Origin of the sequence: Streptomyces sp. NPDC045431 (assembly GCF_040646655.1) — a bacterium.
Taxonomy (GTDB): Bacteria; Actinomycetota; Actinomycetes; order Streptomycetales; family Streptomycetaceae; genus Streptomyces.
Genome location: NZ_JBEZAQ010000024.1, coordinates 16,797 through 33,924, shown reverse-complemented (window position 1 = coordinate 33,924; position 17,128 = coordinate 16,797). Strand labels below are relative to the sequence as shown.

Annotated in this window: 14 protein-coding genes; 10 read left to right on the top strand and 4 right to left on the bottom strand. The window is 71.3% G+C overall.

Translation table 11 applies throughout. The features are described 5' to 3' along the window. Positions 1-129 precede the first annotated feature (129 nt). Positions 130-2,610 carry a RelA/SpoT family protein gene (locus tag AB0A69_RS30780; RefSeq protein ID WP_361428848.1) on the top strand — a complete coding sequence of 827 codons (2,481 nt, stop codon included), beginning with the start codon at positions 130-132 and terminating at the stop codon, positions 2,608-2,610. A gap of 63 nt (positions 2,611-2,673) precedes the next feature. On the opposite strand, the gene AB0A69_RS30775 is transcribed toward AB0A69_RS30780, so the two are convergent. Together AB0A69_RS30775 and AB0A69_RS30770 are read right to left on the bottom strand one after the other, a co-directional pair. Next, positions 2,674-3,903, bottom strand: coding sequence for a DUF349 domain-containing protein (locus AB0A69_RS30775; protein ID WP_361428845.1), 1,230 nt, complete (start codon positions 3,901-3,903; stop codon positions 2,674-2,676). Between the two features lie 212 nt (positions 3,904-4,115). Next, positions 4,116-4,892, bottom strand: a complete 777-nt coding sequence (locus AB0A69_RS30770) for a peptidylprolyl isomerase (RefSeq protein WP_361428843.1) — start codon at positions 4,890-4,892, stop codon at positions 4,116-4,118. A 156-nt stretch (positions 4,893-5,048) separates the two neighbouring features. Between AB0A69_RS30770 and AB0A69_RS30765 the strand changes: the two genes are divergently transcribed. The 4 genes from AB0A69_RS30765 to AB0A69_RS30750 all read left to right on the top strand — a co-directional run bounded on the left by AB0A69_RS30765 (position 5,049) and on the right by AB0A69_RS30750 (position 9,212). After that, positions 5,049-5,756: an MBL fold metallo-hydrolase gene (locus AB0A69_RS30765; RefSeq protein ID WP_361428841.1), complete on the top strand. Its 708-nt coding sequence runs from the start codon at positions 5,049-5,051 to the stop codon at positions 5,754-5,756. Between the two features lie 13 nt (positions 5,757-5,769). Then, entirely contained in the window at positions 5,770-7,032 is a 1,263-nt protein-coding gene (gene hisS / locus AB0A69_RS30760) for a histidine--tRNA ligase (RefSeq protein ID WP_361428839.1), read from the top strand. Positions 7,033-7,171: 139 nt separating this feature from the next. Beyond that, positions 7,172-7,798 (top strand): vitamin K epoxide reductase family protein, encoded by a 627-nt coding sequence (locus AB0A69_RS30755; RefSeq protein ID WP_361428837.1) that lies wholly within the window; start codon positions 7,172-7,174, stop codon positions 7,796-7,798. Between the two features lie 55 nt (positions 7,799-7,853). Continuing rightward, positions 7,854-9,212 (top strand): replication-associated recombination protein A, encoded by a 1,359-nt coding sequence (locus AB0A69_RS30750; protein ID WP_361428835.1) that lies wholly within the window; start codon positions 7,854-7,856, stop codon positions 9,210-9,212. Positions 9,213-9,226: 14 nt separating this feature from the next. Here the strand turns inward: AB0A69_RS30750 and AB0A69_RS30745 are convergent, their stop codons facing one another. Then, complete coding sequence (locus AB0A69_RS30745) at positions 9,227-9,934, bottom strand: DUF2470 domain-containing protein (RefSeq protein ID WP_361428833.1); 708 nt, start codon at positions 9,932-9,934, stop codon at positions 9,227-9,229. Between the two features lie 194 nt (positions 9,935-10,128). Here AB0A69_RS30745 and rpsD point away from each other — a divergent pair, with 194 nt between their 5' ends. Continuing rightward, a complete protein-coding gene (gene rpsD, locus AB0A69_RS30740) occupies positions 10,129-10,743 on the top strand; it encodes a 30S ribosomal protein S4 (protein ID WP_361428831.1) in 615 nt (204 codons plus the stop codon). 131 nt (positions 10,744-10,874) lie between these two features. Here the strand turns inward: rpsD and AB0A69_RS30735 are convergent, their stop codons facing one another. Next, positions 10,875-12,998, bottom strand: coding sequence for an AAA family ATPase (locus tag AB0A69_RS30735; protein WP_361428829.1), 2,124 nt, complete (start codon positions 12,996-12,998; stop codon positions 10,875-10,877). Positions 12,999-13,172: 174 nt separating this feature from the next. Between AB0A69_RS30735 and AB0A69_RS30730 the strand changes: the two genes are divergently transcribed. The 4 genes from AB0A69_RS30730 to ruvX are packed head-to-tail and all read left to right on the top strand — an operon-like array spanning position 13,173 to position 17,113. Further along, complete coding sequence (locus AB0A69_RS30730) at positions 13,173-13,610, top strand: DUF948 domain-containing protein (protein WP_361428827.1); 438 nt, start codon at positions 13,173-13,175, stop codon at positions 13,608-13,610. 7 nt (positions 13,611-13,617) lie between these two features. Next, positions 13,618-13,983: a DUF6167 family protein gene (locus tag AB0A69_RS30725; protein ID WP_361428825.1), complete on the top strand. Its 366-nt coding sequence runs from the start codon at positions 13,618-13,620 to the stop codon at positions 13,981-13,983. Continuing rightward, a complete protein-coding gene (gene alaS / locus AB0A69_RS30720; protein ID WP_361428823.1) occupies positions 13,983-16,649 on the top strand; it encodes an alanine--tRNA ligase in 2,667 nt (888 codons plus the stop codon). Before AB0A69_RS30725 ends, alaS begins: the two co-directional genes overlap by 1 nt. Beyond that, a complete protein-coding gene (gene ruvX / locus AB0A69_RS30715) occupies positions 16,649-17,113 on the top strand; it encodes a Holliday junction resolvase RuvX (protein ID WP_361428821.1) in 465 nt (154 codons plus the stop codon). The genes alaS and ruvX overlap by 1 nt, the downstream gene beginning before the upstream one ends. Positions 17,114-17,128 lie beyond the last annotated feature (15 nt).

Genomic DNA, 17,128 nt, shown 5'->3' with positions numbered 1-17,128 from the left:
GTACCCGCGGCCCGTACCTGTGACGGTCCCGCACCCGCCCCCAACCGCGTGAAGCACCCGGCCGCCCGGGTCGATACCATGGGTGTCCGGGCTCGACCGGGGGACCCGGGACCCGCACGAGGAGCGCTCTTGCCAGACGAGGCCCAGCCACTCTCCGCCGCGAAACCCGACCAGCGGGCCGACCAGGCCGCGGCGACCCCAGCCACGCCCCAGAACCGGAACGAGCCCGCGGAGGGCGCGCCCAGGCCCCCGGCCACCCCGCAGCGCCCCTCCGGCCCGGCCCCGAAGCCCACCACGCCCGCCGCCGCCCGCTCCGGCGGCTCCTCCAACCGCGTCCGGGCCCGCCTCGCCCGGCTCGGCGTGCAGCGCTCGTCGCCGTACAACCCGGTCCTGGAGCCCCTGCTGCGCATAGTCCGCAGCAACGACCCGAAGATCGAGACGTCGACGCTCCGCCAGATCGAGCGCGCCTACCAGGTCGCCGAGCGCTGGCACCGCGGCCAGAAGCGCAAGAGCGGCGACCCGTACATCACGCACCCGCTCGCCGTCACCACCATCCTCGCCGAGCTCGGCATGGACCCCGCGACGCTGATGGCGGGCCTCCTCCACGACACCGTCGAGGACACCGAGTACGGCCTGGAGCAGCTGCGCAAGGACTTCGGTGACCAGGTCGCCCTCCTCGTCGACGGCGTCACCAAGCTCGACAAGGTCAAGTTCGGCGAGGCCGCGCAGGCCGAGACCGTCCGCAAGATGGTCGTCGCCATGGCCAAGGACCCGCGCGTCCTGGTCATCAAGCTCGCCGACCGCCTGCACAACATGCGCACCATGCGCTACCTCAAGCGGGAGAAGCAGGAGAAGAAGGCGCGCGAGACCCTGGAGATCTACGCGCCGCTCGCCCACCGCCTGGGCATGAACACCATCAAGTGGGAGCTCGAGGACCTCGCCTTCGCGATCCTCTACCCCAAGATGTACGACGAGATCGTCCGCCTCGTCGCCGAGCGCGCCCCCAAGCGCGACGAGTACCTCGCCACCGTCATCGACGAGGTCCAGTCCGACCTGCGCGCCGCCCGCATCAAGGCCACCGTCACCGGCCGCCCGAAGCACTACTACAGCGTCTACCAGAAGATGATCGTCCGCGGCCGTGACTTCGCGGAGATCTACGACCTGGTGGGCATCCGCGTCCTCGTCGACACGGTCCGCGACTGCTACGCCGCCCTCGGCACCGTCCACGCGCGATGGAACCCGGTCCCCGGCCGGTTCAAGGACTACATCGCGATGCCGAAGTTCAACATGTACCAGTCGCTCCACACGACGGTCATCGGCCCCAACGGCAAGCCCGTCGAGCTGCAGATCCGTACCTTCGACATGCACCGCCGCGCCGAGTACGGCATCGCCGCCCACTGGAAGTACAAGCAGGAGGCCGTCGCCGGCGCCTCCAAGGTGCGCACCGACGTACCGAAGAAGGCCGGCAAGGACGACCACATCAACGACATGGCGTGGCTGCGCCAGCTGCTCGACTGGCAGAAGGAGACCGAGGACCCCAGCGAGTTCCTGGAGTCCCTGCGTTTCGACCTCTCCCGCAACGAGGTCTTCGTCTTCACCCCGAAGGGTGACGTCATAGCGCTGCCCGCCGGGGCGACGCCGGTCGACTTCGCGTACGCCGTCCACACCGAGGTCGGCCACCGCACCATAGGAGCGCGGGTCAACGGACGGCTCGTCCCGTTGGAATCCACCCTCGACAACGGCGACCTGGTGGAGGTCTTCACCTCCAAGGCCGCCGGCGCCGGACCCTCCCGCGACTGGCTGGGCTTCGTCAAGTCGCCCCGGGCCAGGAACAAGATCCGCGCCTGGTTCTCCAAGGAGCGCCGCGACGAGGCGATCGAGCAGGGCAAGGACGCCATCGCGCGCGCCATGCGCAAGCAGAACCTGCCGATCCAGCGCATCCTCACCGGCGACTCGCTGGTCACACTCGCGCACGAGATGCGCTACAGCGACATCTCCTCGCTGTACGCGGCGATCGGCGAGGGCCACGTCACCGCCCAGTCCATCGTCCAGAAGCTGGTGCAGGCGCTCGGCGGCGAGGAGGCCGCCAGCGAGGACATCGCCGAGTCGGCGCCGCCCAGCCGCGGCCGCGGCAAGCGCCGCACCAAGGCCGACCCGGGCGTCGTGGTCAAGGGCGTCGAGGACGTCTGGGTCAAGCTGGCCCGCTGCTGTACGCCGGTGCCGGGCGACCCGATCATCGGCTTCGTCACCCGCGGCAGCGGCGTATCGGTTCACCGCGCCGACTGCGTCAACGTCGACTCGCTCTCGCAGCAGCCCGAGCGGATCCTCGACGTCGAGTGGGCGCCGACCCAGTCGTCCGTCTTCCTGGTCGCCATCCAGGTCGAGGCGCTGGACCGCTCCCGGCTCCTGTCGGACGTCACCCGGGTGCTGTCCGACCAGCACGTCAACATCCTGTCGGCGGCCGTCCAGACCTCCCGCGACCGCGTCGCCACCTCCCGCTTCACCTTCGAGATGGGCGATCCCAAGCACCTGGGCCACGTCCTGAAGGCGGTGCGCGGCGTGGAGGGCGTGTACGACGTGTACCGCGTGACCTCGGCCCGCCGACCGTGATGACATAACGGAAGATGGCCCCGACCACGGTCGGGGCCATCTTCCGTTACGCGATAGCGGGTGTCAGCCGCCGAACTCCTGCAGGCCCTTCAGCGCCTGGTCCAGCAGCGCCTGCCGGCCCTCCAGCTCACGCGCCAGCTTGTCGGCCTTGGCATCGTTGCCCGCCGCCCGGGCCGCGTCGATCTGCTTCTTCAGCTTGTCGACCGCGTCCTGGAGCTGCCCCGTCAGACCCGCCGCACGCGCGCGTGCCTCCGGGTTCGTACGCCGCCACTCGGCCTCCTCGGCCTCCTGGATCGCCCGCTCCACGGCGTGCATCCGGCCCTCGACCTTCGGGCGGGCGTCACGCGGTACGTGGCCGATGGCCTCCCAGCGCTCGTTGATGGCCCGGAAGGCCGCGCGGGCCGCCTTCAGGTCCGTCACCGGCACCAGCTTCTCGGCCTCGCCGGCGAGCTCCTCCTTCAGCTTGAGGTTCTCGGCCTGCTCGGCGTCACGCTCCGCGAAGACCTCGCTGCGCGCCGCGAAGAAGACGTCCTGGGCGCCGCGGAAACGGTTCCACAGCTCGTCCTCGTGCTCGCGCTGGGCGCGGCCCGCCGCCTTCCACTCCGCCATCAGCTCGCGGTAGCGGGCGGCCGTGACACCCCAGTCCGTGGAGCCGGAGAGCGCCTCCGCCTCGGCGACCAGCTTCTCCTTGACCTTGCGGGCCTCCTCGCGCTGCGCGTCCAGCGACGCGAAGTGCGCCTTGCGCCGCTTGGAGAACGCCGACCGGGCGTGCGAGAAGCGGTGCCACAGCTCGTCGTCGGACTTCCGGTCGAGCCGGGGCAGGCCCTTCCAGATGTCCACCAGCGCGCGCAGCCGCTCGCCCGCGGCCCGCCACTGCTCGCTCTGGGCCAGCTCCTCGGCCTCGACGACCAGCGCCTCCTTGGCCTTGCGGGCCTCATCGGTCTGCTTGGCCTTCTGGGCCTTGCGCTGCTCGCGCCGCGCCTCGACCGTCTCGACCAGCTGGTCCAGCCGCTTGCGCAGCGCGTCGAGGTCACCCACGGCGTGGTGCTCGTCCACCTGCTGACGGATGTGGTCGATCGCGGCCATCGCGTCCTTGGCCGACAGATCGGTGGTCTTCACCCGCTTCTCGAGGAGGCCGATTTCGACCACCAAGCCCTCGTACTTGCGCTCGAAGTAGGCCAGCGCCTCCTCGGGAGAACCGGCCTGCCACGATCCGACGACCTGCTCGCCGTCGGCTGTACGCACGTACACGGTGCCCGTCTCGTCGACGCGGCCCCACGGGTCGCTGCTCACAGCGCCTCCTCCACATGATGCCGACGAGGGCGGTCACCCCCGGGCATCGTCCACAGTTCCCTGACGGGCCTCGCCCGCCCTCCACAACGCGACAGTCGAGGTCGCGCTGCACAACGCCAATCTAGGCGACCGGCCGCCCGGCTGTCCGCACTCAGCGCGACCGAAATTCGGCAGTTCACGCGTCACTCCGCCCCGGGCGGGGGCGACGGGCCTCACGCCTTGCCGACGGTGGCCTTCTCGATGGTCACGGCCTTCTTCGGCGCGCCGTCCGTGGTGCCGCCTTCGACGCCGCCCTCGGCGATCTCCTGGACGGCCTTCAGGCCGGCCGCGTCCATCGTGCCGAAGGGGGTGAACTGCGGGGGCAGCTTGGTGTCCTTGTAGACCAGGAAGAACTGGCTGCCGCCGGTGTTCGGCTGCATGGTGTTGGCCATCGCGACCGTCCCGGCGGGGAAGGTCACCGTGCCGTCCGCGCCCGCCTTGCCCAGCGCGGTCAGGTTCTCGTCCGGGATGGTGTAGCCCGGGCCGCCCGTGCCGTCGCCCTTCGGGTCGCCGCACTGGAGCACGAAGATGCCCTGGGTGGTGAGGCGGTGGCACGTGGTGCCGTCGAAGTACTTCTTGTCCGCGAGGTGCTTGAACGAGTTCACCGTGCGCGGGGTCTTCGCCGCGTCCATGGCGATCTTGACGTCGCCGTGGTTCGTGGTGAGCGCCATCGTGTACTTCGCCTTGGCGTCGATGGCCATCTTCGGCTCCGGCGCGGAGCTCTCGCTCGCCGACGGCGACGGGAGGTCGACCGGCTTCTTCGCGTCCGCGGCGGACTCGGAGCGGAAGGTGGTGTACGCCCCGGCACCGACCACCAGCACCGCGACGACCGAGGCGATGATGACCGTGTTGCGGCGCTTGGCCTTCTTGCGGGCCTCCTCACGGCGCTTCATCTGCCGCTCGTACTTCTCCCTGGCGAGCTGGCGCCGCCGCTGATCGCTGCTGACCACCGGGTGTTTCTCCTTGTCGGTCGTCGGTCGTCCGTCCGTTCCCACCTGTCCTGGCGGAGCGTGCCCGTACCGTATACGGGTTGGCTGTGGAATGAGCAGCGCCGGTAGGCTCTGATCTGCTGCATTCTTCCGCCGGACGACTTTTTAAGGACGATCGTGCTCATTGCCGGGTTCCCCGCCGGGGCCTGGGGGACCAATTGCTACCTGGTCGCCCCCGCCGCCGGCGAGGAGTGCGTGATCATCGACCCGGGCCACCAGGCCGCCCAGGGAGTCGAGGAGACGCTCAAGAAGCATCGGCTGAAGCCCGTCGCCGTCGTGCTGACCCACGGCCACATCGACCACGTCGCCTCTGTCGTCCCGGTCTGCGGCGCCCATGACGTACCCGCGTGGATCCACCCCGCCGACCGGTACATGATGAGCGACCCGGAGAAGGCCCTCGGCCGCTCCATCGGGATGCCGCTGATGGGGGAGCTGACGGTGGGGGAGCCGGACGACGTCCACGAGCTCACCGACGGGGCGAAGCTGAGCCTGGCGGGTCTGGAGCTGACCGTGTCGCACGCGCCCGGCCATACCAAGGGGTCGGTGACCTTCGGCATGCCCGAGGCGGCGGACATCCCGCCGGTCTTCTTCTCGGGCGACCTGCTGTTCGCCGGCTCCATCGGACGCACCGACCTGCCGGGCGGTGACATGGACGAGATGCTCGCGTCGCTGGCCCGCGTGTGCCTGCCGCTCGACGACTCGACCGTGGTGCTGTCCGGCCACGGCCCCCAGACGACCATCGGCCGCGAGCGCGCCACCAACCCGTATCTGCGGGAGGTGGCGGCCGGCCAGGGAGCGGGCCCCGCTCCCCGACGAGGAATGTGACGAGAGACCTTCCGTGAGTACTTTCCAGGCCCCCAAGGGCACGTACGACCTGCTTCCGCCGGACTCCGCGACGTACCTGGCGGTCCGCGAGGCCATCGCCGCGCCGCTGAAGAACTCCGGCTACGGGTACGTCGAGACCCCCGGCTTCGAGAACGTCGAGCTGTTCGCGCGCGGTGTCGGCGAGTCCACCGACATCGTCACCAAGGAGATGTACGCCTTCGAGACCAAGGGCGGCGACAAGCTGGCCCTGCGCCCCGAAGGCACCGCGTCCGTGCTGCGCGCGGCGCTGGAGGCCAACCTGCACAAGCAGGGCAACCTCCCCGTCAAGCTTTGGTACTCGGGCTCGTACTACCGCTATGAGAAGCCTCAGGCAGGCCGCTACCGCCACTTCTCGCAGGTCGGCGCCGAGGCGATCGGCGCCGAGGACCCGGCGCTCGACGCCGAGCTGATCATCCTCGCCGACCAGGCGTACCGCTCGCTGGGCCTGCGTGAGTTCCGCATCCTGCTGAACTCGCTCGGCGACAAGGAGTGCCGCCCGGTCTACCGCGAGGCCCTCCAGGGCTTCCTGCGCGACCTCGACCTCGACGAGGACACCCGCCGCCGCGTGGAGATCAACCCGCTGCGCGTCCTCGACGACAAGCGCGCCGAGGTCCAGAAGCAGCTGGTCGGCGCCCCGCTGCTGCGCGACTACCTGTGCGACGCGTGCAAGGCGTACCACGAGCAGGTGCGCGAGCTGCTGACGGCGGCGGGCGTCGCCTTCGAGGACGACGAGAGGCTGGTGCGCGGCCTGGACTACTACACGCGCACCACCTTCGAGTTCGTCCACGACGGCCTCGGCTCCCAGTCGGCGGTCGGCGGCGGCGGCCGCTACGACGGCCTCTCCGAGATGATCGGCGGTCCCGCCCTGCCGTCCGTCGGCTGGGCGCTCGGCGTCGACCGCACGGTCCTCGCCCTGGAGGCGGAGGGCATCACGCTCGACCTGCCGGCCACCACCAGCGTCTACGCCGTGCCGCTGGGCGACGAGGCGCGCCGGACCCTGTTCGGCATCGTCACCGAGCTGCGCCGGGCCGGGGTCGCGACCGACTTCGCGTACGGCGGCCGAGGCCTGAAGGGCGCCATGAAGATGGCCAACAGGTCGGGCGCCCGGTACACGCTGGTCGCCGGCGAGCGCGACCTGGCCGACGGCGTGGTCCAGCTCAAGGACATGGAGTCCGGCGAGCAGGAGGCGGTCGCGCTGGACTCGGTCGTCGAGGTCCTCCAGGCCCGCTACGCCTGACCCGCCCGGCACGTCCGGTGAGCGGAGGCGGGGACCGGTGACCGGTCCCCGCCTTCCTTATGTCCACCGAACGGCGGACGGTGGCCCGCGTGCGGCAAAATGACCCTGCCCACCAGCCTCCGAACGATGGAACGGCGATATGACGACTGCGACGGTTCACGACGGGTCCCCGGATTCCCGGACGGGCACGGGTACGGGGGCGGGCCGGGCGTTCGCGTGGATGCTGGTGGTCACGGGGGCGGCGGGACTCCTCGCGGCGTGGGTGATCACGCTGGACAAGTTCAAGCTGCTGGAGGACCCGACCTTCCAGCCGGGCTGCAGCCTGAACCCGGTCGTCTCCTGCGGCAACATCATGAAGAGCGAGCAGGCGTCGGCCTTCGGCTTCCCGAACCCGATGCTCGGCCTGGTCACGTACGCCATGGTGATCGCCATCGGCGTCGCCCTGCTCGCCGGTGCCCGCTACCGCCGCTGGTACTGGCTGGGGCTGAACGCGGGCACGCTCTTCGGCGTCGGCTTCTGCATGTGGCTGATGTACCAGTCGCTGTACGAGATCAACGCGCTGTGCCTGTGGTGCTCGCTGGCGTGGGTCGCGACCATCGTCATGTTCTGGTACGTGACCTCGCACAACGTCCGCAACGGGCTGCTGCCCGCGCCCCGCGCGCTGCGCGGTTTCTTCGACGAGTTCACCTGGGTCCTGCCGGCCGTCCACATCGGGATCATCGGGATGCTGGTCCTGACGCGCTGGTGGGACTTCTGGACCAGCTGACGTGAGCCGAGCGGCCCGGCCGGGAGTGTCAGTGGGCTGACATAGGCTTCTGGATGTGGAGCCCGACCTCTTTACCGCCGCAGCCGAAGACCGCCAGGAGAAGGACCCGGCCGGCCGACCCCTGGCCGTCCGGATGCGCCCGCGCACCCTGGACGAGGTCGTCGGCCAGCAGCATCTGCTCAAGCCCGGATCCCCGCTGCGCCGCCTGGTGGGCGAGGGCTCCGGCGGCCCGGCGGGCGCCTCGTCCGTGATCCTGTGGGGTCCGCCGGGCACGGGCAAGACCACCCTGGCGTACGTCGTCTCCAAGGCGACCAACAAGCGCTTCGTGGAGCTCTCCGCGATCACGGCCGGCGTCAAGGAGGTCCGCGCGGTCATCGACGGCGCCCGCCGCGCCACCGGTGGCTTCGGCAAGGAGACCGTCCTCTTCCTCGACGAGATCCACCGCTTCAGCAAGGCCCAGCAGGACTCGCTCCTGCCCGCCGTGGAGAACCGCTGGGTCACCCTCATCGCCGCCACCACCGAGAACCCGTACTTCTCGGTGATCTCCCCGCTGCTCTCCCGCTCGCTCCTGCTCACCCTGGAGCCGCTCACCGACGACGACATCGGCGGCCTGCTGGAGCGCGCGCTCACCGACGAGCGCGGTCTGGGCGGCGCGGTCACCCTGCCCGAGGACGCCCGGGCGCATCTGCTGCGGATCGCGGGCGGCGACGCCCGCCGGGCGCTGACCGCGCTGGAGGCGGCCGCCGGAGCGGCGATGGCCAAGGGGGAGCCGGAGATCACCCTCTCCACCCTGGAGGAGACGGTCGACCGGGCGGCGGTGACGTACGACCGGGACGGCGACCAGCACTACGACGTGGCGAGCGCGCTGATCAAGTCGATCCGCGGTTCGGACGTGGACGCGGCGCTGCACTACCTGGCGCGGATGATCGAGGCGGGGGAGGACCCGCGGTTCATCGCCCGCCGGCTCATGATCTCCGCGAGTGAGGACATCGGGCTCGCGGACCCGACCGCCCTGCCCCTCGCGGTCGCGGCGGCCCAGGCGGTGGCCATGATCGGCTTCCCGGAGGCGGCCCTCACCCTGAGCCACGCCACGATCGCACTCGCCCTCGCCCCGAAGTCGAACGCCGCGACGACGGCGATCTCCGCCGCCCGGGAGGACGTACGGAACGGGCTGGCGGGACCGGTCCCGCCCCATCTGCGCGACGGCCACTACAAGGGCGCGGCCAAGCTGGGCCACGCCCAGGGATACGTCTACCCCCACGACGTCCCGGGCGGTATCGCCGCCCAGCAGTACGCGCCGGACGCGATCCACGGCAAGCGGTACTACGAACCCACGCGGTACGGCGCGGAGGCGCGGTACGCGGACGTGGTGGAGAAGGTGCGCGAGCGACTGCGGGGCGAAGGCACCGCGTAGTCGGCGCCCGGGTGTCAGCTCCGCGCGGCCTGGAAGAGGGTGTGCATGGCCCGCCGCAGCCCGTTGACGTCGCGCACGGGCGCGGGGAAGTCGAAGCGCGCGTCGAAGCAACGCCCGGCCGTGTCCCGGCACCGCACCCGCAGCCCGAACCGGTCCAGCGCGAGCGGCACCACACGCTCCACCTCCTGCGCCTGCTGGGCGCCCTGCGCGTCGTCGCGTTCGAGCAGGGTGCTCAGGGCCTGGACGTGGTCGTCGTGGGTGGCGGCGAGGTGCTGGAGCAGCTCGGTCTCGTACGCGGTGAGGGGGTCGGGCCGGGCGGCCGCGAAGTCCTCGGAACCGACCATCGCGTCGCCCCACAGGTCGTCGACGTACACCTCGCCGACCTCCAGGCGCAGCATCATGTGGCCGGGGGCGGCGATGCCGGGCGCGCAGGTCAGCCAGCCGGAGACCCAGGCGCGGCCACGGATCCGGTCCGGGACGGCGACCGGGGCGACGTCGGTCAGCTCCAGCACGGCGGGCAGTTCGTCGTCCTGCGCGTGCGTCGCGGCCCGTACGGCCGGGGAGTCCGCGGGGTACAGCAGGAAGACCTCGCCCTCGGTGCCGACGGTCCGCGCGTCGGGCACCAGCTGCTCGGGGCGGGCGCCGTCGGTCCCGGGCGCGATCAGTACCGCGGAGCATGTACTCTGTACGAGAGTTCGTGTGCGCTCGGCTGCTGACGGCATCCGGGCGATTTCAAGCCCGCTGGGACGCGGCTGACCATGAGCTGATCGGACCTCCGTCACATCGACGCTCTGCGAGGCAGGAGCGTCGCTCTTTGTGCTGCAGTCTGTGATGCGCGTGGTGTTCCCAGGGCTCGACATGCGATCTCCTTGATTAAGGTAAGCCTAACCTAACCTATATCGGAGGTCTGGAGAACGTGCCTAACCAGTCGCGTCCCAAGGTCAAGAAGTCCCGTGCGCTCGGTATCGCGCTGACGCCGAAGGCCGTCAAGTACTTCGAGGCTCGCCCCTACCCGCCGGGTGAGCACGGCCGTGGCCGCAAGCAGAACTCGGACTACAAGGTCCGTCTGCTCGAGAAGCAGCGTCTGCGCGCCCAGTACGACATCAGCGAGCGCCAGATGGCGCGCGCCTACGACCGCGCCAAGAAGGCCGAGGGCAAGACGGGCGAGGCGCTGGTCGTCGAGCTCGAGCGCCGCCTCGACGCCCTGGTCCTGCGTTCGGGCATCGCCCGCACCATCTACCAGGCCCGCCAGATGGTCGTCCACGGCCACATCGAGGTCAACGGCGGCAAGGTCGACAAGCCGTCCTTCCGCGTGCGCCCCGACGACGTCGTCATGGTCCGCGAGCGCAGCCGCAGCAAGACGCTGTTCCAGGTCGCCCGCGAGGGTGGCTTCGCCCCCGAGGGTGAGACCCCGCGCTACCTCCAGGTCAACCTGAAGGCCCTGGCCTTCCGCCTGGACCGCGAGCCGAACCGCAAGGAAATCCCGGTCATCTGCGACGAGCAGCTGGTCGTCGAGTACTACGCCCGCTGACGCAGGCGTAGCCCTCACCGGCTTCGAGCCCGCCGCCTCCCGTTGGGAAGGCGGCGGGCTCTCCGCGTTTCCGGGCCGCGTTCCGCGTCCCCGCCGCCCTCAAGCCGGCGCGTTCCGCGGCCCCGCCGCCCTCAGGCCGGTGGCGCCGAACGCGCCCGCGCCTCCGGTCCGCCCGCCAGCGCCCGCGCCACCGCCGCCTCCAGGGGCAGGGCCCGTCCCTCCGCCTCGTACCCGCGGTACCGCTCCGCGCCCAGCAGCTCGGTCGCCCGCTGTTCGCACAGGGCGCGGGGCGCGCCGAAGTAGCCGGAGCCGAACAGGGGCAGACCGACCGCCTCCCACATCGGCGCGGCCGCGCCCTGGAGCACCGCGGCCTCCGCCGGATCGCCCTCGCTCGCCGTCACCAGGGCGAGCAGCTCCATCGCCAACACCAGGCCGACCAGGTCGTGGAACGCGTGGTCGATGGTGATGCACTCGCCGAGCAGGCCGCGCGCCTCGCCGTGCTCGCCGCGCGTCCAGGCCGCGTAGGCCAGGACGTACAGCGCGTACGCCCGGGTCCACCGCTCGCCGCGCTCCTCGCAGACCTCGCGGACCTCCCGGCACAGCGCCACCGCACCGTCGAGGTCGCCCAGGAACACCTTCGCCATGGCCAGCTCGACCTGGCCCATCAGCACCTGGCTGTTGAGCTCGCCCAGCGCCCGGTAGGCGTCCTGCGCCCGCCCCAGCAGCTCCGCGGCGTGCGGCATGTCGTCCGAGACCAGCGCCAGACAGCCCATCCGGTGGGTGGCGTACGCGGCCGCCAGCGCGCTGCCCGAACGCGCCGCGTCCGCCTCGCAGGTGTACAGCGCCGCCATCGCCGCCGTGTTGTCGCCCTGGAGGATCGCGACGTACCCCAGCACCCACAGCGCCTTCAGCCGTGCCTCGCCGTGGCGGGACTCCAGCGCCACGGCCCGGTCCAGCCAGTGCCGGCCCTCCGCGAGCCGCCCGCAGCCCACCCAGTAGAACCACAGCGTCCCGGCGAGGTGCTGCGCCAGGTGCGCTTCGCCCGGCTCCTCCAGGCACAGCTCCAGCGCGGCGCGCAGATCGGGCAGGGCGCTGTCGGTGCAGGCCGCGACCTCGGCCTGGCGCGGGCCGAACCAGTCCAGCTCGCACCAGGCGGCCAGGCCCAGGTACCAGTCGCGGTGCCGCCGTCGCAACCGCTCCTCGTCGCCGAGCGCGGCCAGCCACTCGGCGCCGTACGCCCGGACCGTGTCGAGCATCCGGTACCGCACGCCCGCCGCCGTGTCCTCGCGCACCACCACGGACTGGGCCAGCAGTTCCCCGAGCACGTCCAGCACCCGCTCGGCGGGCAGTTGCGGGCCGGCGCACACGTACTCGACGGCGTCCAGGTCGAACGGTCCGGCGAAGACCGACAGCCGCGCCCACAGCAGCCGCTCCTCCGGCGTGCACAGCTCATGGCTCCAGCCGATGGCGGTCCGCAGCGTGCGGTGGCGCGCGAGCTCGCCTCTGGCCCCGCAGGTCAGCAGCCGGAACCGGTCGTCCAACCGGTGCAGCAGGCCCTCCAGGCCGAGCGCCGGCAGCCGCCCCGCCGCCAGCTCCAGCGCCAGCGGGATCCCGTCCAGGCGGCGGCACAACTCCCGTACGGCGCCGGGGTCGGCGGCCCGGAAGCCGGGCACGGCCGCCGCGGCCCGGTCGAGGAACAGCCGCACCGCGTCGGCGTCGGACATCGGCGCCAGCGGCAGCACCGCCTCGCCGTCGATCCGCAGCGGCCTGCGCCCGGCGGCCAGCACGGTCAGCCCCGGCGCCCGGCACAGCAGTTCCCGTACGAGCGCGGCGCACCCCTCCACGAGGTGCTCGAAGCCGTCCAGGACGAGCAGCAGCCGCCGCTCGGCGAGGTGCTCCACCAGCACCTCGCGCGGCGGCCGGCGGGTGTGGTCGGTCAGGCCGAGCGCCTCCATCAGCGCGTGTTCCAGCAGCCCCGCGTCCCGCAGGGTGGCGAGCCCGGCCAGCCGGACCTCGTCGCAGGAGCGTTTCGCCACGCCGCCGCCGCGCCCGTCGCCGCGACCGTCGGCAACGACGTCGGCGGGTTCCCCGGCCACGGTCGCCGCGACGCGCAGCGCCAGCCGGGACTTTCCCACCCCGCCGACGCCCACCACCGTCACGAGCCGGAACTCCGCCAGGAGCCGTCGCAGCTCGTCGAGTTCGCCCTCACGCCCGACGAACCGGTTCAGCTCTGCCGGAAGGTTGCTGCGTCGCATGAAACACGGAGGGTACCGAGCCAGGTGCACTCCGTACAAACGGACGTAATGGCTCCGAAGGGGCTCGTTCCCCTCGGCCGCCCGGACCACGGGTAATGCGGTTCGGGGAGCGCGGGCGGGCGCGATAGGCTCGGATAACGACTTTCGAAGCATCCATTGAGAGAGCGGTGCGCAGTGACCGGTGGAGAGGTTGCCGGGATTCTGGTGGCCGTCTTCTGGGCGATCCTGGTCTCCTTCCTGGCCGTGGTGCTGGTGAGGCTGGCCCAGACGCTGAAGGCGACCACCCGGCTCGTGGCAGAGGTGACGGAGCAGGCGGTCCCGCTACTGGCCGACGCCTCCGCGACCGTGCGCGCCGCGCAGACCCAGCTCGACCGGGTCGACGCCATCGCGACGGACGTCCAGGAGGTCACCTCCAACGCGTCCGCACTCTCCACGACGGTCGCCTCGACGTTCGGCGGACCGCTGGTCAAGGTCGCTGCGTTCGGCTACGGCGTACGCCGGGCCATGAGCCGGAACAAGAACGACAAGCCGGCCGAGCAGCCCCGGCGCACGGTCGTCGTCGGCCGTACGGTGCCGTCGGCCCGGAGCAGCAGGAAGAACCGAAAGGGCTGACGCAGGGATGTTCCGCCGTGCTTTCTGGTTCACCGCGGGCGCAGCAGCCGGCGTGTGGGCCACCACCAAGGTCAACCGCAGGCTCAAGCAGCTGACCCCCGAGAGCCTCGCCGCGCAGGCCGCCGACAAGGCGATCGAGACCGGCCACCGGCTCAAGGACTTCGCGCTCGACGTCCGCGCGGGCATGCTCCAGCGCGAGGCCGAGCTGGGCGAGGCACTGGGCCTCCAGGCGCCGGTCGACGACCACGCCCTCCCGGCCCCGCGCCGGGCGGCGGCGCTGGACCCCGGCGCGCGGCGCCCGGACCCGGACCGGCGCGACCCGCACCACCCGTATCCCCACCACCACTCGTACAACCGGAATGAGGACCACTGATGGAGTCGGCTGAAATCCGCCGTCGCTGGCTGAGCTTCTTCGAGGAGCGCGGGCACACCGTCGTCCCTTCGGCGTCGCTCATCGCGGACGACCCGACTCTGCTCCTCGTCCCCGCGGGCATGGTCCCGTTCAAGCCGTACTTCCTGGGTGAGGTCAAGCCGCCGTTCCCGCGCGCCGCCAGCGTCCAGAAGTGCGTGCGGACGCCGGACATCGAAGAGGTCGGCAAGACCACCCGGCACGGCACGTTCTTCCAGATGTGCGGCAACTTCTCCTTCGGCGACTACTTCAAGGAAGGCGCCATCAAGCTCGCCTGGGAGCTGCTGACCAGCTCCGTCGAGCACGGCGGCTACGGCCTCGACCCGGAGAAGCTCTGGATCACCGTCTACCAGGACGACGACGAGGCCGAGCAGATCTGGCGCGACGTCGTCGGCGTCCCCGCCGAGCGGATCCAGCGCCTGGGCAAGAAGGACAACTTCTGGGACATGGGCGTCCCGGGCCCCTGCGGCCCCTGCTCCGAGATCAACTACGACCGCGGCCCGGAGTTCGGCGTCGAGGGCGGCCCGGCCGTCAACGACGAGCGGTACGTCGAGATCTGGAACCTCGTCTTCATGCAGTACGAGCGCGGCGAGGGCCGGGGCAAGGACTACCCCATCCTCGGCGACCTCCCGTCGAAGAACATCGACACGGGCCTCGGCATGGAGCGCCTGGCGATGATCCTCCAGGGCGTACGGAACATGTACGAGACCGACACCCTGAAGGTCGTCATCGACAAGGCCACCGAGCTGACCGGTGTGCGCTACGGCCAGGCCCAGGAGAGCGACGTCTCCCTCCGTGTGGTCGCCGACCACATGCGCACCTCCGTGATGCTCATCGGCGACGGCGTCACCCCCGGCAACGAAGGCCGCGGCTACGTGCTGCGCCGCATCATGCGCCGCGCCGTCCGCAACATGCGCCTGCTGGGCGCCTCGGGCCCGGTCGTCGGCGAGCTCGTGGACACCGTCATCCGCACGATGGGCGAGCAGTACCCGGAGCTGGAGACCGACCGCAAGCGCATCGAGACCGTCGCGCTCGCCGAGGAGGCCGCGTTCCTCAAGGCCCTCAAGGGCGGCACCAACATCCTCGACACGGCCGTGACCGAGACCAAGGCCGCCGGTGGCACGGTCCTCTCCGGCGACAAGGCGTTCCTGCTCCACGACACCTGGGGCTTCCCGATCGACCTCACCCTGGAGATGGCCGCCGAGCAGGGCCTCTCCGTGGACGAGGAGGGCTTCCGCCGCCTGATGAAGGAGCAGCGGGAGCGCGCCAAGGCCGACGCCCAGGCCAAGAAGACCGGCCACGCCGACGTCTCCGCCTACCGCGCGATCGCCGACACCGCCGGCGCCACCGAGTTCGTGGGCTACACCAACACCGAGGGCGAGACGACCGTCGTCGGCCTGCTCGTCAACGGTGTGTCCTCGCCCGCCGCCACCGAGGGCGACGAGGTCGAGGTCGTCCTCGACCGCACCCCCTTCTACGCCGAGGGCGGCGGCCAGATCGCCGACACCGGCCGCATCCGGCTGCACAGCGGTGCCGTCATCGAGGTGCGCGACGTTCAGCAGCCGGTCCCGGGCGTCTCGGTCCACAAGGGATCGGTGCAGGTCGGCGAGGTGACCGTGGGCTCCACGGCGTACGCCACGATCGACGTCAAGCGCCGCCGGGCCATCGCCCGCGCCCACAGCGCCACCCACCTCACCCACCAGGCGCTGCGCGACGCCCTCGGCCCGACGGCCGCCCAGGCCGGTTCGGAGAACCAGCCCGGCCGGTTCCGGTTCGACTTCGGTTCGCCGTCCGCCGTGCCGCAGGCCGTCATGACCGACGTCGAGCAGAAGATCAACGAGGTCCTCGCCCGCGAGCTCGACGTGCACGCCGAGGTCATGCCGATCGACGAGGCCAAGCGCCAGGGCGCCATCGCCGAGTTCGGCGAGAAGTACGGCGAGAAGGTCCGCGTCGTCACCATCGGCGACTTCTCCAAGGAGCTGTGCGGCGGCACGCACGTCCACAACACCGCCCAGCTGGGTCTGGTGAAGCTGCTCGGCGAGTCGTCGATCGGCTCGGGCGTGCGCCGCATCGAGGCCCTCGTCGGCGTCGACGCGTACCACTTCCTCGCCAAGGAGCACACGGTCGTCGCCCAGCTCCAGGAGCTGGTCAAGGGCCGCCCCGAGGAGCTGCCGGACAAGATCTCCGCCATGCTCGGCAAGCTGAAGGACGCCGAGAAGGAGATCGAGAAGTTCCGCGCGGAGAAGGTCCTCCAGGCCGCCGCCGGGCTCGCCCAGGGCGCCAAGGACGTCCGCGGCGTGGCCGTGGTGACCGGCCAGGTGCCGGACGGCACGTCCGCCGACGACCTGCGCAAGCTGGTCCTCGACGTCCGCGGCCGCATCCCGGGTGACCGCCCGGCCGTGGTCGCCCTGTTCACCACCGCCAACGGCCGCCCGCTGACGGTCATCGCCACCAACGAGGCCGCCCGCGAGCGCGGTCTGAAGGCCGGCGAGCTGGTCCGTACGGCCGCCAAGACCCTCGGCGGCGGCGGTGGCGGCAAGCCGGACGTCGCCCAGGGCGGTGGCCAGAACGTCGAGGCGATCGGCGAGGCCGTCGAGGCCGTCGAGCGGCTCGTCGCGGAAACGGCCTGATGCGACGCGGCCGTCGCCTCGCGATAGACGTCGGGGACGCCCGGATCGGGGTCGCCTCGTGCGACCCCGACGGGGTCCTCGCGACGCCGGTGGAGACCGTGCCGGGACGGGACGTCCCGGCCGCGCACCGGCGGCTGCGGCAGATCGCCGAGGAGTACGAACCGATCGAGATCGTCGTCGGGCTCCCTCGCTCCCTCAGTGGGGGCGAGGGCCCGGCGGCGGCCAAGGTCCGGGCCTTCGCCCAGGTGCTCGCCCGCTCGGTCGCGCCCGTGCCGGTGCGGCTGGTGGACGAGAGGATGACCACAGTGACGGCCACCCAGGGACTCCGCGCATCGGGCGTGAAGTCCAAAAAGGGCCGCTCTGTGATCGACCAGGCAGCCGCTGTGATCATCCTCCAGAACGCTCTTGAGTCTGAACGGGTATCCGGTAATCCGCCCGGTGAGAGCGTCGAAGTGGTCATCTGATCGCGATACGGTAAC

Bases quoted from the DNA above. Each gene is read 5' to 3' on its own strand.
- AB0A69_RS30755 (WP_361428837.1), top strand. From the start codon at position 7,172: ATGACGACTGCGACGGTTCACGACGGGTCCCCGGATTCCCGGACGGGC.
- AB0A69_RS30745 (WP_361428833.1), bottom strand. From the start codon at position 9,934: ATGCCGTCAGCAGCCGAGCGCACACGAACTCTCGTACAGAGTACATGC.
- AB0A69_RS30735 (WP_361428829.1), bottom strand. From the start codon at position 12,998: ATGCGACGCAGCAACCTTCCGGCAGAGCTGAACCGGTTCGTCGGGCGT.
- AB0A69_RS30725 (WP_361428825.1), top strand. From the start codon at position 13,618: ATGTTCCGCCGTGCTTTCTGGTTCACCGCGGGCGCAGCAGCCGGCGTG.
- alaS (WP_361428823.1), top strand. From the start codon at position 13,983: ATGGAGTCGGCTGAAATCCGCCGTCGCTGGCTGAGCTTCTTCGAGGAG.
- ruvX (WP_361428821.1), top strand. From the start codon at position 16,649: ATGCGACGCGGCCGTCGCCTCGCGATAGACGTCGGGGACGCCCGGATC.